This is a genomic window from Chromatiales bacterium (assembly GCA_020445605.1).
Classification (GTDB): Bacteria; Pseudomonadota; Gammaproteobacteria; order JAGRGH01; family JAGRGH01; genus JAGRGH01.
Genome location: JAGRGH010000032.1, coordinates 152,579 through 166,491 on the forward strand (window position 1 = coordinate 152,579; position 13,913 = coordinate 166,491).

General features: G+C 61.8%; 12 protein-coding genes. 7 read left to right on the forward strand and 5 right to left on the reverse strand.

Annotated elements, in window-relative coordinates; translation table 11 throughout:
• The first annotated feature begins 241 nt into the window (after positions 1 to 241).
• From KDG50_06545 to mobA, 3 genes are all read left to right on the forward strand, one after another.
• On the forward strand, positions 242 to 1,714 hold the full coding sequence (locus KDG50_06545) for a NarK family nitrate/nitrite MFS transporter (protein ID MCB1865071.1): 1,473 nt from the start codon (positions 242 to 244) through the stop codon (positions 1,712 to 1,714).
• 138 nt (positions 1,715 to 1,852) lie between these two features.
• Positions 1,853 to 3,544 carry a bifunctional protein-serine/threonine kinase/phosphatase gene (locus tag KDG50_06550; protein MCB1865072.1) on the forward strand — a complete coding sequence of 564 codons (1,692 nt, stop codon included), beginning with the start codon at positions 1,853 to 1,855 and terminating at the stop codon, positions 3,542 to 3,544.
• A complete protein-coding gene (gene mobA / locus KDG50_06555; GenBank protein ID MCB1865073.1) occupies positions 3,541 to 4,113 on the forward strand; it encodes a molybdenum cofactor guanylyltransferase in 573 nt (190 codons plus the stop codon). The genes KDG50_06550 and mobA overlap by 4 nt, the downstream gene beginning before the upstream one ends.
• Here mobA and KDG50_06560 read toward each other — a convergent pair.
• The 5 genes from KDG50_06560 to dnaA all read right to left on the reverse strand — a co-directional run bounded on the left by KDG50_06560 (position 4,085) and on the right by dnaA (position 11,309).
• A complete protein-coding gene (locus KDG50_06560) occupies positions 4,085 to 4,780 on the reverse strand; it encodes a hypothetical protein (GenBank protein MCB1865074.1) in 696 nt (231 codons plus the stop codon). The two genes, mobA and KDG50_06560, sit on opposite strands and share 29 nt — an antisense overlap.
• A gap of 275 nt (positions 4,781 to 5,055) precedes the next feature.
• Positions 5,056 to 7,464, reverse strand: a complete 2,409-nt coding sequence (gyrB, locus tag KDG50_06565; GenBank protein ID MCB1865075.1) for a DNA topoisomerase (ATP-hydrolyzing) subunit B — start codon at positions 7,462 to 7,464, stop codon at positions 5,056 to 5,058.
• 76 nt (positions 7,465 to 7,540) lie between these two features.
• On the reverse strand, positions 7,541 to 8,641 hold the full coding sequence (gene recF / locus KDG50_06570; protein MCB1865076.1) for a DNA replication and repair protein RecF: 1,101 nt from the start codon (positions 8,639 to 8,641) through the stop codon (positions 7,541 to 7,543).
• Positions 8,638 to 9,738 carry a DNA polymerase III subunit beta gene (gene dnaN / locus KDG50_06575; protein MCB1865077.1) on the reverse strand — a complete coding sequence of 367 codons (1,101 nt, stop codon included), beginning with the start codon at positions 9,736 to 9,738 and terminating at the stop codon, positions 8,638 to 8,640. Before dnaN ends, recF begins: the two co-directional genes overlap by 4 nt.
• 209 nt (positions 9,739 to 9,947) lie before the next feature.
• Positions 9,948 to 11,309: a chromosomal replication initiator protein DnaA gene (dnaA, locus tag KDG50_06580; protein MCB1865078.1), complete on the reverse strand. Its 1,362-nt coding sequence runs from the start codon at positions 11,307 to 11,309 to the stop codon at positions 9,948 to 9,950.
• A gap of 180 nt (positions 11,310 to 11,489) precedes the next feature.
• Between dnaA and rpmH the strand changes: the two genes are divergently transcribed.
• Genes rpmH through yidC form a run of 4 tightly spaced genes read left to right on the forward strand, consistent with a single transcriptional unit; the run spans position 11,490 to position 13,909 of the window.
• Positions 11,490 to 11,624 (forward strand): 50S ribosomal protein L34, encoded by a 135-nt coding sequence (gene rpmH, locus KDG50_06585; protein MCB1865079.1) that lies wholly within the window; start codon positions 11,490 to 11,492, stop codon positions 11,622 to 11,624.
• A complete protein-coding gene (gene rnpA, locus KDG50_06590; protein MCB1865080.1) occupies positions 11,621 to 12,007 on the forward strand; it encodes a ribonuclease P protein component in 387 nt (128 codons plus the stop codon). The genes rpmH and rnpA overlap by 4 nt, the downstream gene beginning before the upstream one ends.
• Complete coding sequence (gene yidD, locus KDG50_06595; protein ID MCB1865081.1) at positions 11,979 to 12,224, forward strand: membrane protein insertion efficiency factor YidD; 246 nt, start codon at positions 11,979 to 11,981, stop codon at positions 12,222 to 12,224. The genes rnpA and yidD overlap by 29 nt, the downstream gene beginning before the upstream one ends.
• Before the next feature lie 20 nt (positions 12,225 to 12,244).
• On the forward strand, positions 12,245 to 13,909 hold the full coding sequence (yidC, locus tag KDG50_06600; protein ID MCB1865082.1) for a membrane protein insertase YidC: 1,665 nt from the start codon (positions 12,245 to 12,247) through the stop codon (positions 13,907 to 13,909).
• Positions 13,910 to 13,913: the final 4 nt, after the last annotated feature.

A 13,913-nucleotide genomic window follows, 5' to 3' on the forward strand; every position in this document is an offset into this window, starting at 1 on the left:
CGGGGCAAGCAAAACCCCGCTCCCGCACCTGAACAGTGCGCGCGGAAACGGTTCACGCGCCAGGAATGTGCGCGCTCCAGCACCGCAACGCGTGACGGGCGACGGGACTCCCGCCTGGCCGAACAATCGGACGGAATTGGTACGGAGGTTGCAGATGGGGATACGGCGCGGCACTGATGCCGCCCACATACGCCCGGGCAATGGCGCCCGTGCACTGGCAACGCAGACCGGAACCATCGCTATGTCCACGACCCGACTGAACCTGCTGTCGTTCACCGGCCCGGTGCGCACCCTGCACCTGACCTGGCTGGCGTTTTTCATTTCCTTCTTCGTGTGGTTCAACCACGCGCCGCTGCTCGCTTCGCTGCGCGAGACGTTCGGGCTGAACGACCAGCAGATCAAGACGCTGCTCATTCTGAATGTCGCGTTGACGATTCCCGCGCGCATCGTGGTCGGCATGCTGGTCGACCGGCTCGGGCCGAAGCTGATGTATTCGTTCCTGCTCGTGATCTCCGGCGGGCTCTGTCTGTTGTTCGCCAGTGCGGACGACTACACGCAGTTGGCGATGACACGCTTCGCACTCGGTTTCGTCGGCGCGGGCTTCGTCATCGGCATCCGCATGATCGGCGAATGGTTTCCGGCCCGACAGGTGGGACTGGCCGAAGGCATCTACGGCGGCTGGGGCAACTTTGGTTCGGCGGCCGCGGCGATGACGCTGCCGGCACTGGCGCTGTGGTACGGCGGCGAGGCCGACGGCTGGCGCTATGCGATCGGCACGACCGGCATCATCGCGCTCGTCTACGGCGTGATCTATTTCTTCTCGGTGCAGAACACGCCGAAGGGCTCGACGTATTTCCGCCCGAAACGCACCGGCGCAATGGAAGTCTCCAGCCGCGGTGACTTCGTGCTGTATCTGGTCATGAACATCCCGATGTATGCGGCGCTCGCGCTGCTGACCTGGAAGCTCGCCCCCGCGAATCTCGGACTGCTCAGTGATACCGCTGCGCTCAGCATCTACGTCTTGCTGGTTGTGGTCTATGCGCTGCAGGCGCTGCGCATCTATCAGATCAACGCACAGGTGTTCGCCGGCCCGGTTCCGGAGATCGATCGCTACCGGTTCAGCCAGGTCGCGGTGCTCGATCTCGCCTACCTCGTGACCTTTGGTTCCGAGCTGGCGGTGGTCTCCATGCTGCCGCTGTTCTTCCAGGATACCTTTGCGATCTCGCAGGTGCAGGCCGGACTGCTGGCTTCGGGCTTCGCGTTCATGAATCTGCTCGCGCGACCGGGCGGCGGACTGGTGTCGGACCGGTTCGGACGGCGCCGTTCGCTGATCGTTCTGCTGGTGGGCCTGATGGGCGGCTATGCAATGATGAGCCTGATCGACTCGAGCTGGAGCCTGTGGCTTGCGGTCGGGGTCACCATGGCCTGTTCGTTCTTTGTTCAGGCTGGCGAGGGCGCGGTGTTTGCCGTCGTTCCGCTGATCAAACGGCGCATGACCGGGCAGATTGCCGGCATGGCGGGCGCGTATGGCAACGTCGGCGCGGTGGTCTTTCTGACCGTGCTGTCGTTCGTCGAGCCTCCGGTGTTCTTCCTGACCATCGCCGGCGCGGCGCTCGTGGCGCTGGTGGCCGTCGCGCTGTTCCTGCGCGATCCGGCCGGGCACATGGTCGAGGTCCTGCCCGACGGCACGCTGGAACGCATCGCCGTGCATTGATCCGGGTAGCTGCGATCAATCCGTCCCGGAATGCGGAAGCACCGTCTTTCCGGCTTGCGCGTGGCGGTGTTCCGCGCTCTCATGGGTGTTTGCGTGCGCGGTTACCGCCACCGGCATTCCTGAATCGTCCGCAGGCGAATGGCACAAACACTCGAGTTTGAACACGCGCTGATCTCCGAGACCGGTCCGCGCGCGCTGAACGAAGATCGTGCCGCGGTTGGCGGACCGGTAATGCGCGGTGGCGCGCCCGTTGCGATCGCCGTGCTATCCGACGGCATTTCGGGCGGCGAGGGACAGGCCGCCAGCCGCGCCGCGGTGGACGGCTTCATCCAGGACTTTCTTTCGACGCCGGATTCCTGGACCGTGCGCAACAGCGGCGAGCGTGTGCTGACCGCGCTGAACCGCTGGCTGTATTCCCACGGGCAGATGCGGCGTGGAGCGGTCGGCTGCACGTTCAGCGCGGCGGTGCTGCGTGGCACCAGTGCGCACCTCTTCCACGTCGGCGACTCACGGATCTGGCTGTTGCGCGACGGCGAGTTGGAACAGCTTACCCACGATCACCGCATCGAGATCGGCCCGGAACGTACCCACCTTTCACGCGCGCTGGGTGTGGAGCCGGTCGCGGGCGTCGACTATCGTGAGCAGCCGCTGGAAGCCGGCGATCGATTGATCTTCACGAGCGATGGCGTTCACGACGCGATCGATTCAGCACGGTTTCGCGCCGCAGCCGTACTGCCGGGCACGGAAGAAGGCGCCCGCGCGATGGTCGAGGCCGCACTGGCCGCCGGCGGACGGGACAATGCGACCGCACTGATTCTCGACATCAGGACGCTGCCTGTCCGCTCCGCCGAAGAATATTTTCGTGATCTGACCAAGCTGCCATTTCCACCGCCACTCAATGTCGGTGACACTTTCGATGGCTATCGCATCGAACGCGCGCTCAGCGCATCGAAGCGCAGCGAGATCTTTCTCGCGCAGGACATTCAGACCAACACGCGGGTCGTGCTCAAGGCGCCGTCGGTCAACTACGACGACGACCCCGTGTATATCGAGCAGTTCGTGCTCGAGGAATGGGTCGGCTCGCGCGTGCGGCATCGCAACGTCGTGCGCTATCACGCACCGGCCGGACGCACACGCAGTTTTCTGTTTCACACCGCCGAGTTCATCGACGGTCAGACCCTGCGGTCATGGATGCAGGCCAATCCACAGCCACCGCTTTCGGCCGTGCAGAACATCGTGCGACAGATCGCAAGCGGACTGGACGCACTGCATCGCCTGGAGATGGTCCACCGCGATCTGAAGCCCGAGAACATCATGGTCGATGCAAAAGGCCGGGTGAAGATCATCGACCTCGGTTCGACGCTGATTCCGGGTGTGCTTGAAGTGCCCTCGCCCGTCGCGCGCGATCACCTCGTCGGCACCGAGAACTACACCGCGCCGGAGTTCCTGCGTGGCGCGAGCGGCAATGCCGCGGCGGATGTGTACTCGCTCGGCGTCATTGCGTATGAGCTTGCCTGCGGCAAGCTGCCTTACCGGCATCCGCCGCGCGGACCGAGTGACTGTCGCACGCAGTACCAGTCGCTGACCACACGGGTACCAACCATTCCGGTGTGGATGGATCGCGCGATCGAGCGCGCCGTGCGCTGCGCACCGCCCGCGCGCTACAGCACCGCAGCGGAATTTGCCGCCGATCTGGACAAGCCCAATCCGCAGTATCTGCGTCAGCCCACCGCGCCCCTGATGGAGCGCAATCCGCTGCGTTTCTGGCAGGGCATTGCCTTCATCGAGGTCGTCGTCATCATCGTGCTCGCTGCGTTGTTCGCGTCATGAGGGCACCGGCACGCGCTGACATCACGGGTGTGATCCTGGCCGGCGGTCGCGGCACCCGCATGGGCGGGCGCGACAAGGGTTGGGTCGAGTATCGGGGCCGGCCGCTCGTCGAGCACGTGCTGGAGCGGATTACTCCGCAGGTCGACAGCGTGATCATCAGCGCGAACCGGAACATTGAACGTTATGCCGCGCTCGGGCACGCCGTGGTGAACGACGGCGAGTTCGAATACCACGGACCACTGGCCGGAATTCTCTCCGCGGCGAAAGCCGCGGCAACAGACTGGATGTTTGTCGTGCCCGTGGATGCACCGCTGTTCTCGACAAATCTCGCGCAACAGCTGGCGCGGGGACTGGGCACGGCGCCGCTGGTTTGGGCCAACGACGGTGAGCGCGATCAGTATGCATTCTGTCTCGTGAAGCGCGAAAGCGCACTGTTCCTCAACGAGGAACTCACCGCAGGTCGTCTCGCCCTGCGGGAATGGCTGGCGAGATCAGGAGGACACGCCGTGGACGTGCCCGAACCGGAAATGTTCCGGTCGTTCAACCGCCTGATTGATACCCTGGACTAACCCTGACCAGCAGTCCGACACCGAGCAACATCAGGGCCAGCACCGACGGACTTGGCACCAGCTGAAGCACATAGGCATTCAGGGTCTGGTCATCGTCGTCCTGAAGACGGATGTTCTGGGTAGTGGCATCGGCGATAAAGGTACCGAAAATGCTGGTTGCGGATCCCTTCAGGAAGCTGGCGGAAAAGTTTCCGAGCCCGTCGGAAAACGCAATCACTTCCGCTAGTTCAGTAGAACGGCCGTCAAAATCGAAAAGCTGAATCCGGTATTCGCTGCCGATCATCAGACCCGTCAACGTAAGGGTCGCGAATGTGGCTGCCGAAGGGTTGTAATCGACGGCCCCGATGACCGCGTTCCAGTTCGCATCGCTCGAGCCGATGTTGGTCGTGTTGAATCCGGTAGCCGGAAAGATGTCGCCTCGTGGCGTGAAGGCAATATTCTTTGCCGCGTTATTCACGACCAGTACGCCCGGGTCCGCGTTGTTGAGGTTGATCAGGTTGACTGCTTCGACAAGAACGGCGGTGTTGTCGATGGCCTGCGCACCGTTTGGTCCCGCGAAATGCGGGCCAGTCGTCCAGGTGATCGGGCTTGCGACGACCTGTTGCGAAAAGATCGCGCCGACAAAGAGCAGTGCGACCAGAACCTGTTTGGTTACATTCGGTTTCATCTGCCCCTCCAAATTTCGATCGGGCCTTCGCTTGTGGCAATCCCGCCGCAGCCGAAACCCGGGTGCCGAACCTGCCGATCGGTTCGTTGACCGGCATTAAACCGCAATCCGGCTCGCAGTGATAGGGCAACGTCGAGGATTTGCGCTTAGTGCGCTTAGTGCGGTACGTATGGAACGAGTCGCCTGGCGCAAGATCCCGGCAGAGCGACTCAAGTGCCGATCTATATCAAGCCCAATGGGGGTGCGTAATGAGGGAAGTAGCGAAATAGCCTAGATCAGATATCCAGATTCTGCGCCGCGGCGGCGTTGCGTTCGATAAAGTCGCGGCGCGGTTCGACCTGGTCACCCATCAGGGTCGTGAAGACCTCGTCGGCGGCAACGGCGTCTTCGATTGTGACCTGCAACAGACGACGCGTTTCGGGATTCATGGTGGTTTCCCAGAGCTGGTCCGGGTTCATTTCACCAAGCCCCTTGTAGCGCTGGATCATCTGGCCTCGACGCGCATCGTCGTGCAGCCAGGACAGTGCCTCGCCAAACTTCTTCACTGGCTGACGGCGGTCTCCGCGGCTCACCACCGCGCCCGGCTGAATCAGCCCGTCGAGCTGCCGCCCCAGCGTGACCAGTGATGCGTATTCGCCGGAAGCGAAGAACTCCAGCGGCAGATGCCCCGGATGGCTCACGCCGTGGAAGAATCGGTCGTAGCTGATCTCCGGCGTGTCGTCATTCAACGCCGCCGTAAAGCTGAAGCGCGGGCCATTGCCACGATCTGCATTCAGGCGATCTTCCAGCGCTCGCAACCACTCGTCGACTCGCCCGGCGTCGGCGGCCAGCGCTTCGTCAAAGGCCGGATGATCGATCAGCGCTTCGAGCAGCGCCTGGTCGAACCGGTTCGAAAGACGTTCCACGGTCGCCCGCACGGCGAGGAAATCCCGCGCCAAGGTTTCGAGCGCCGTGTCGGAAAGCGGCGGGGCATCCTCGGCAACACGCAGATGTGCACCTTCGAGTGCGAGCTGATTCAGGTAGCCGTCGAGTTCCGGTTCGTCCTTCAGATAGCGCTCCTGCTTGCCCTTCTTGACCTTGTACAGCGGCGGCTGCGCGATGAACACGTGACCGCGCTCGATGAGTTCGTTCATCTGCCGGTAGAAAAACGTCAGCAGCAGGGTGCGGATGTGCGAGCCGTCGACATCGGCGTCCGTCATGATGATCAGGCGGTGATAGCGCAGCTTCTCGGCGTCGAATTCGTCCCGGCCGATGCCGGTGCCGAGCGCCGTGATCAGCGCGCCGATTTCGGCCGACGACAGCATCTTGTCGAAACGGGCCTTCTCGACGTTCAGGATCTTGCCCTTGAGCGGCAGGATCGCCTGGGTCCGGCGGTCGCGGCCCTGCTTGGCAGAGCCACCGGCCGAGTCACCCTCGACGATGAACAGTTCCGAGTGCGCCGGATCCTTTTCCTGACAGTCCGCGAGCTTGCCGGGCAGACCGGCGATATCCAGCGCACTCTTGCGCCGGGTCATCTCGCGGGCCTTGCGTGCGGCCTCGCGGGCACGCGCGGCGTCGATCATCTTGTTCGCGATCGAGCGGGCTTCTTGCGGGTTTTCGAGCAGAAATGCGCCGAAATGGTCGGCAAGTAGCGATTCTATGACCGGCTTTACTTCGGACGAAACGAGCTTGTCCTTGGTCTGCGAGGAGAACTTGGGATCCGGCACCTTGACCGAAACCACCGAGGTCAGCCCCTCACGGGCGTCATCGCCGGAGGTCGCGACCTTGTGCTTTTTGGCGAGGCCTTCGTTTTCGATGTAGCCATTCAGCGTGCGCGTAAGCGCGGCGCGGAATCCCGCCAAGTGCGTGCCGCCGTCACGCTGCGGGATGTTGTTCGTAAAGCAGAAGATGTTCTCCTGATACGAGTCGTTCCACTGCATGGCGACCTCGACGGAGACGCGATCGCGCTCCGCCTGGAAGTGGAAAACCTGTGGATGCAATGTGGATTTGTTGCGGTTGAGGTGTTCAACGAACGCGCGAATGCCGCCGTCGTACTGGAAGGTATCCTCGCGCCCGCTGCGCTCGTCGCCTAGGACGATCCGCACTCCGGAGTTCAGGAACGACAGCTCACGCAGGCGTTTGGCGAGCAGATCGTAATGAAATTGGATGTTCGTGAAGATCGCCGCACTGGGCTTGAAATGGACCTCCGTGCCGGTTCCGCTGCTTTCGCGGACCGCCGCGAGCGGCGCCTGCGGTACGCCATTTTCGTAACGCTGTTCCCACAACTGCCCTTCGCGACGGATGCGCAGACGCAGATCCACCGAGAGGGCGTTGACGACCGAAACGCCCACGCCATGCAGGCCGCCGGAGACCTTGTAGGAATTGTCGTCGAACTTTCCGCCGGCATGCAGCACGGTCATGATGACCTCAGCCGCCGAACGCCCCTCTTCCGGGTGCATATCGACCGGGATGCCGCGACCGTTATCCGTCACCGTGATCGACTCATCGGTGTGGATGGTGACGCGGATTTCCGTGCAGTAGCCAGCCAGCGCCTCGTCGATGGAGTTATCGACGACCTCAAACACCATGTGGTGCAGACCGGTACCGTCATCGGTATCGCCGATGTACATGCCAGGCCGCTTGCGGACGGCGTCCAGGCCCTTGAGAACCTTGATGTTCGAGGAAGTGTAGGTGCGGTCGTCCATCGTCATCGGGGCAGGTCCAATCGCGGTAAACGACTCATTATATATGGAAGCCCTGACGGGCTTCGCCGTTGGCGGATCAGGAAGATGCAGCCGGTTTCACCACACCATGTTCCACGTGGAACACCTCCGGGGCCGAACCGAGCATGGCCTCCAGTCTCCCCCTGGCCGTGGCGGTCAAAAATACCTGAGTGCCGCTGTTTTCGATCAACGAAACCACATTGCCGGCATGTGTGTCATCGAGCTCCGCCAACAGATCGTCTACCAATAAGATCGCCCCGCCCGCCCCACTCGCCGCCGCCATCGTCAACGCGGCGGCGATCAATTTCTGCTGCCCACGAGACACCCGTCCTTTGGCCTGCCCGGTCTCCACGCGAATCTTGAGATCCGCCCGATGTGGCCCCCAGCCTGTGAACCCGCGGCCGCGGTCTGTTTCCAGGTGCCGCACGAGCGTTTCTGCCAGCGAGTCTTCTTCGGACCATCCGGTATTGAGTCCAAGGGATACCGACAGCCTCGGAGACAGTGTCTCTAGGATCTGCTTGAACGGTTGGGTGATTGCAGAAACTGTGTCCGCTCGCCACCGTGTCAGGCGCTCACCCGATTCCACGAGGATCGCGTCCCATCCTTGGACTGACCTCCCTGGTGCGCCAGAGCCAAGGGCCGCGTTGCGCTGGGCCAGAGCCTTTCGAAACCTCCGATACTCCGGCCAGAAATCCTGTTCCACGTGGAACAATCTTCGGTCCAGGAATGCGCGCCGGACCTCGGGCGCGCCATCCACAAGTGAATGTGATTCAGGGGAAATAACTTCCAGCGGCAAGGCGGTCGCGAGTTCGGCCGGCGATGCCGCTGCGCCACGACAGCGTAAGCGTCGACCTGCGCCGCCCCACTCGAGCCCCTGGGTCCAGCGATCCGACGAGCCCGAACAAATGTCCAGCGCTACGGTGGAAGCGGGGCTCCCCTTCTGCCCGACCATCCCCAGCCGTCCGGTGCGAAACGACCGTGCACGACTCGCGAGGTAGATGGTTTCCAGCAGCGAGGTCTTTCCCGCGCCATTCCCTCCGCAGACCAAATTGATGCCGGGTCCCGGACGAATATCCAGAACAGCGAGATTTCGAACGCCCTTGGCGTAAATGCGCTCGATATGGACGCCCGCCGCATCGCGCGACGGCTTTTCGCTCACAGTCGCATGGGCATTACGACGTACAGGTAATCCGATCGTCCGGGCTCCCGCACCAGGCAGCTGCTGTTCGGATCGCTGAGCACCATCTCCACGGTCTCGCCGTCGATCGCCCCAAGTACCTCAAGAAAGTATCCGACGTTGAACCCGATCGCCATACCCGCGCCCTTGTAGTCCACCTCGATGCTTTCCTCCGCCTCTTCCTGTTCCGGATTGTGCGCGAATATCCGGATTGCTCCGCTCTGCAGCTCCAGCCCGATGCCGCGATACTTTTCGTTGGAAAGGATTGAAGCGCGCGCAAGCGCTTCGCGCAGACCGACGCGGTTCGCGCTCACGAGCTTATCTCCGCCCTGCGGCACCACGCGGCGGTAGTCCGGAAACCGCCCATCGATCAATTTCGATATGAGTCGTGCCCCATCGACCGAAAACTCGACGTGGCCCTGGCCGATCGCGATTGAGACATCATCATCCACATCAGAGACCATGCGGCCGATCTCGTTGATCCCCTTGCGCGGCACGATCACCTGGATCACCGAATCCACGTCCGTTGCGATCTCGTGTTCTGCCATCGCCAGGCGATGCCCATCCGTGGCTACCGACCGCACATGTTTGCCATCGACCTCCAGCAACATGCCGTTCAGATAGTACCTAACATCTTGATGAGCCATCGAAAATTGCGCTTTGTCCACAAGCCATTTCGCGACCTTCTGCGGCACCGCTAGCCGCGTGCGCACTTCGGTTCTTTCAATGCTCGGGAACTCATCCGCGCCCAGGGTCTGCAACCGAAACCGGCTGCGTCCGGCGCGAATCACCGCGTGACCACTGTCGAACTCGATGGTGATCTCAACCCCATCGGGCAGCGCGCGCACGATGTCCCCCAGCTTGCGCGCCGGAAGCGTTACCCGCCTCGGGCCGTCTGACTCCAGCTCGAGGCTTGCATGGAGTTCCACTTCCAGGTCCGTTGCCTTAAGGGTCGCTGAACCCTGCTCATCGATCTCGATCAGGACATTGGAAAGAATCGGCAGGGTATGGCGTCGTTCGATGACGCTCAGTACACGCTGAAGTGGGCCGAGGAGGGTGTCGCGAGAGACTTTTATCATTTTCTTTAAACTCTGATTGTCTATTTATAAGGCCCGGACCTTACGGTGGAAAAAACAGATTTGTCTTTTAAATTCATATTGTTATGTAGACAAATTCGGTTTGTAAGTCTGCCCATGACTGCCTGTACTGCGTGTGGGTCTACTGTGAAAGGACAGCCCACGGCATGCAAGGTTTGAAGTTATCCACAGAGAGTTTCACCATTCGTGCATCAATTGGTCAACATGCGCAGGAGATTCTGGTAGTCCTCCGTTACTCGCGGATCGCTTTCGCGTAACTCCTTGATCTTTCGATGTGCGTGCAGGACTGTCGTGTGATCCCGGCCACCGAAGGCCTCACCGATTTCCGGCAGGCTGTGGTTCGTCAGTTCCTTGGCCAGCGTCATGGCGATCTGTCTCGGCCTGGCAACCGAACGGCTGCGGCGGGCCGAAAGAAACACCTTAAGCGGGATCTTGAAATACTCGCTGCAGACCTTCTGGATGTTCTCGATGGTGACGAGTTTCTCCTGCACGGCCAGCAGGTCCGAGAGTGCCTTTTTGGTGAAATCCACCGTCACGGGGAGCCCAGTGAACAGGGACTCGGCCATGATCCGGCGCAGGGCGCCTTCGAGTTCCCGCACGTTCGAGCGCAGTCGCTGGCCAATGAAGAAGGCGACCTCATCGGGCAGCGAGATGCCCATCTGCTCCGCCTTGTTCTTCAGGATGGCCACGCGCGTTTCGAGTTCCGGCGGGTCGATCGCGGCGGTCAGCCCCCAGCCAAAGCGCGATTTGAGCCGCGTGTCGAGGTTTGTGATTTCTTTCGGATAACGATCGCTGGTGATGACGATCTGTTGCTTTCGCTCCAGGAGCTCGTTGAAGGTCTCGAAAAACACCTCCTGCGAGCGCTCTTTTCCGGCGAGGAACTGGATGTCGTCGATCAGCAGCGCGTCGACCTGGCGGTATTTGCGCTTGAACCCGTCAATCGTGTTGTGGGCGAAGGCGTTGACCATTTCCTCGACGAACTGTTCGGCGCGCACGTAAACGATGCGCTTGGAGCGATGCCGTTCGTACAGGGTGTTGCCCAGCCCGTGCATGAGATGCGTCTTGCCGAGCCCCGTGGCGCCGTACAGAAACAGCGGGTTGAACACACTGCCGGGGCGTTCGCAGACCTGCAGGACTGCGGCGCGGGCGAATCGGTTCGAAGGGCCTTCCACGAAGTTGTCCAGCCGGTACTCGCTCTGGACGTTCGGGGGCGCGGCCTTCGCTATCTCCGCTGGCGCGGCGGCGGTTACGGCCGGGGCCGGGCCGGGCTGGTCGGCGGAACCCAGCCGCACCGCGACCTTCAGGGTGTCGCCACCCAGACCGCGCGCAATTTCGCTGATCCGATCAAGAAAATTGTCCGCGATCCAGTCACATACGAAGCGGTTCGGCGCGAGCAGCACCAGGCTGTCGTCCGCCTGACGGGCGTGCAGCGGCCGTATCCAGGTGTTGAACTGTTGCTCGGTTAGTTCCGACTCGAGGCGGGTGAAGCAGTGGTCCCAGATGTTCACGTTTGGTGGTCGTGCGGCGGTTTCGTTGTACCTCAGCTCCGCCATGCGGCAGGGCTTGATGTCCTCGTCCCAACAACGCGCCTGCTGTTGGGAGCGTGAGTCTAAACCTGTGGTCGCGCTCGAATCCACCGCATCGGTCAAGCGGCGGCGCATTGACCATCGCGGCGAAACTCTGTAGGATTCCGCGTCCTTTTTACCCGTGCTCAGCGCTTCCCAGATCCGGCCATGAAACCTACATTCCAACCCAGTGTTCTCAAGCGCAAGCGCACCCACGGATTCCGCGCGCGCATGGCGACCCGGCACGGTCGCGCCGTACTAAACGCGCGCCGCCGCCACGGGCGCGCCCGCCTGACGCCCTGACGCCTGCGGTCGACAGCCCTCGCTACGGCTTCCCGCGCGCGCGCCGGCTCACCCGGCCGGCGGACTACAAGAACGTATTTGCGGACGCCCGCCGCAGCGCGGATTTCACCTTCACGGTGTTGTACCGCCGCTCGCAATCCGTGCCGCGTCTCGGGCTGGCCATCTCGCGAAAGCAGCTTCGCCGCGCGGTCGACCGCAACCGGATCAAGCGTATCGTGCGTGAATCATTTCGCCTGCATGCCGCAAGCCTGCCCGCAGTCGATATCGTCGTGCTTGCCCGGCAGCCGGCCGCGACGGCCGAGGCTCGCCAACTCACCCGCGCACTGAGCAAGCACTGGAACCGAATCCGAAACGATGCGACCGCTTCTGATACTGCTCATTAAGCTCTACCGCCTGCTGCTGAGCCCTTTTGTCGGCCAGCACTGCCGGTTCCACCCGACCTGCTCCCACTACGCCGAAGAGGCCGTGCATACCCACGGCGCCCTGCGCGGCACCTGGTTGGCGATCCGGCGCCTCGGCCGCTGCCATCCCTGGGCGGAAGGCGGCCTTGACCCCGTTCCACCCGGCACGGGTTCGGCCCGTTTCGGCGAACCGCACTGAAGTTTCCCGAGAAGGCCTCAATGGATACGCAACGTCTGATCCTGTTCATCGTCATCGGCTTCTCGGTGATGATGTTGTGGCAGTCTTGGGAGCACCGAAACGCCCAGCCGCTTCCCGCAACCGGCCAGTCCACGGCCTCCGTCCAGGGTGAAGCGCCGCCGTCGGCGGGCGAAAGCCTTACCAGCGTACCGCCGGCTGCGGGCGGTGATTCGGGTCCGGCGGTCGTCGCAACCTCGGGTGCGGTGCTCTCGAAGGGCGAACGGGTAAACGTACGAACCGATGTGCTCGACGTCGAAATCGACACCCGGGGTGCGGATCTGCGACGTATTCGTCTGCCTGCCTATCCGGTCGATATCGATCATCCGGATGAACCTTTCGTGCTGCTGAACGACGAACTGCCGAAGTTTTTCATCGCTCAGGCGCGTTTGGTCGCAAGCCCCGGTGCCGCCGCTGTCGCCGATCAGCCGATCTTCAAGACCGAGCACAAGCACTACGAACTCGCTGGCGACGCCGGTGAAATGACGGTTGTGTTGACCGCTGATGGCGGCAACGGCATCGCGATCGAACGGCGCTATCTATTCAAACGTGGTGACTACGCCATCGGCGTGCAGACCGTGGTGACCAATGCTTCCGGTGCCGAGTGGAAGGGCTACGAATACCGTCAGCTGCAACGCACCCAGGTGCCGGAAGGCAGCGGCAACGCATTCATCTACACCTACGACGGTGGTGTGATCTACAGCCCGGAGGAAAAGTACGAGAAGGTTTCGTTCGAGGATATGCTCGACAAGCGTCTCGAACGCAGCGTACAGGGTGGCTGGATCGCGATGATCCAGCATTACTTCGTCGGCGCATGGGTTCCAACTGCCGACCAGCGGCAGTTGTTCTATACCCGCACGGCGTCGAACTCGCGCTACATCCTCGGCATGACCACGCCGTCCGTCCGCATTGCGAACGGCGACCGGGCGACATTCGATTCGACCATCTTCGCGGGGCCAAAACTTCAGGATCGATTGGAAGAACTCGCGCCTGGTCTTGATCTGACCGTCGACTACGGCGCGCTCACGATCATTGCCAAACCGATCTTCTGGCTCATGCAGCAGATTCACAATCTGGTCGGCAACTGGGGTTGGACGATCATCCTGCTGACGATTCTGATCAAGCTCGTGTTCTACAAGCTTTCGGAAACCAGCTATCGTTCGATGGCGCACATGCGCCGCGTCGGTCCAAAGCTGCAACAGCTTCGCGAGCGCCACAAGGACGACAAGCAGAAACTCAACCAGGCGATGATGGATTTGTACAAGAAGGAAAAGATCAATCCACTCGGCGGTTGTCTGCCGATTGTGGTGCAGATCCCGGTGTTCATCGCCTTGTACTGGGTGCTGCTCGAGAGCGTGGAAATGCGCCAGGCACCGTGGGTGTTGTGGATTCGTGATCTTTCGCTCAAGGATCCGTATTTCGTGCTGCCCCTGATCATGGGTGCGACGATGTTCATTCAGCAGAAGCTGAATCCCGCGCCGCCCGATCCGATTCAGGCGAAGATCATGATGGCGCTGCCGGTGATCTTCACGGTGTTTTTCGCCTTCTTCCCGTCGGGCCTCGTGCTGTATTGGGCCGTGAACAATGCACTGTCGATCCTGCAGCAATGGACCATCACCAAACGCATCGAGGCGGCAGCCGCGCACTGAAGAC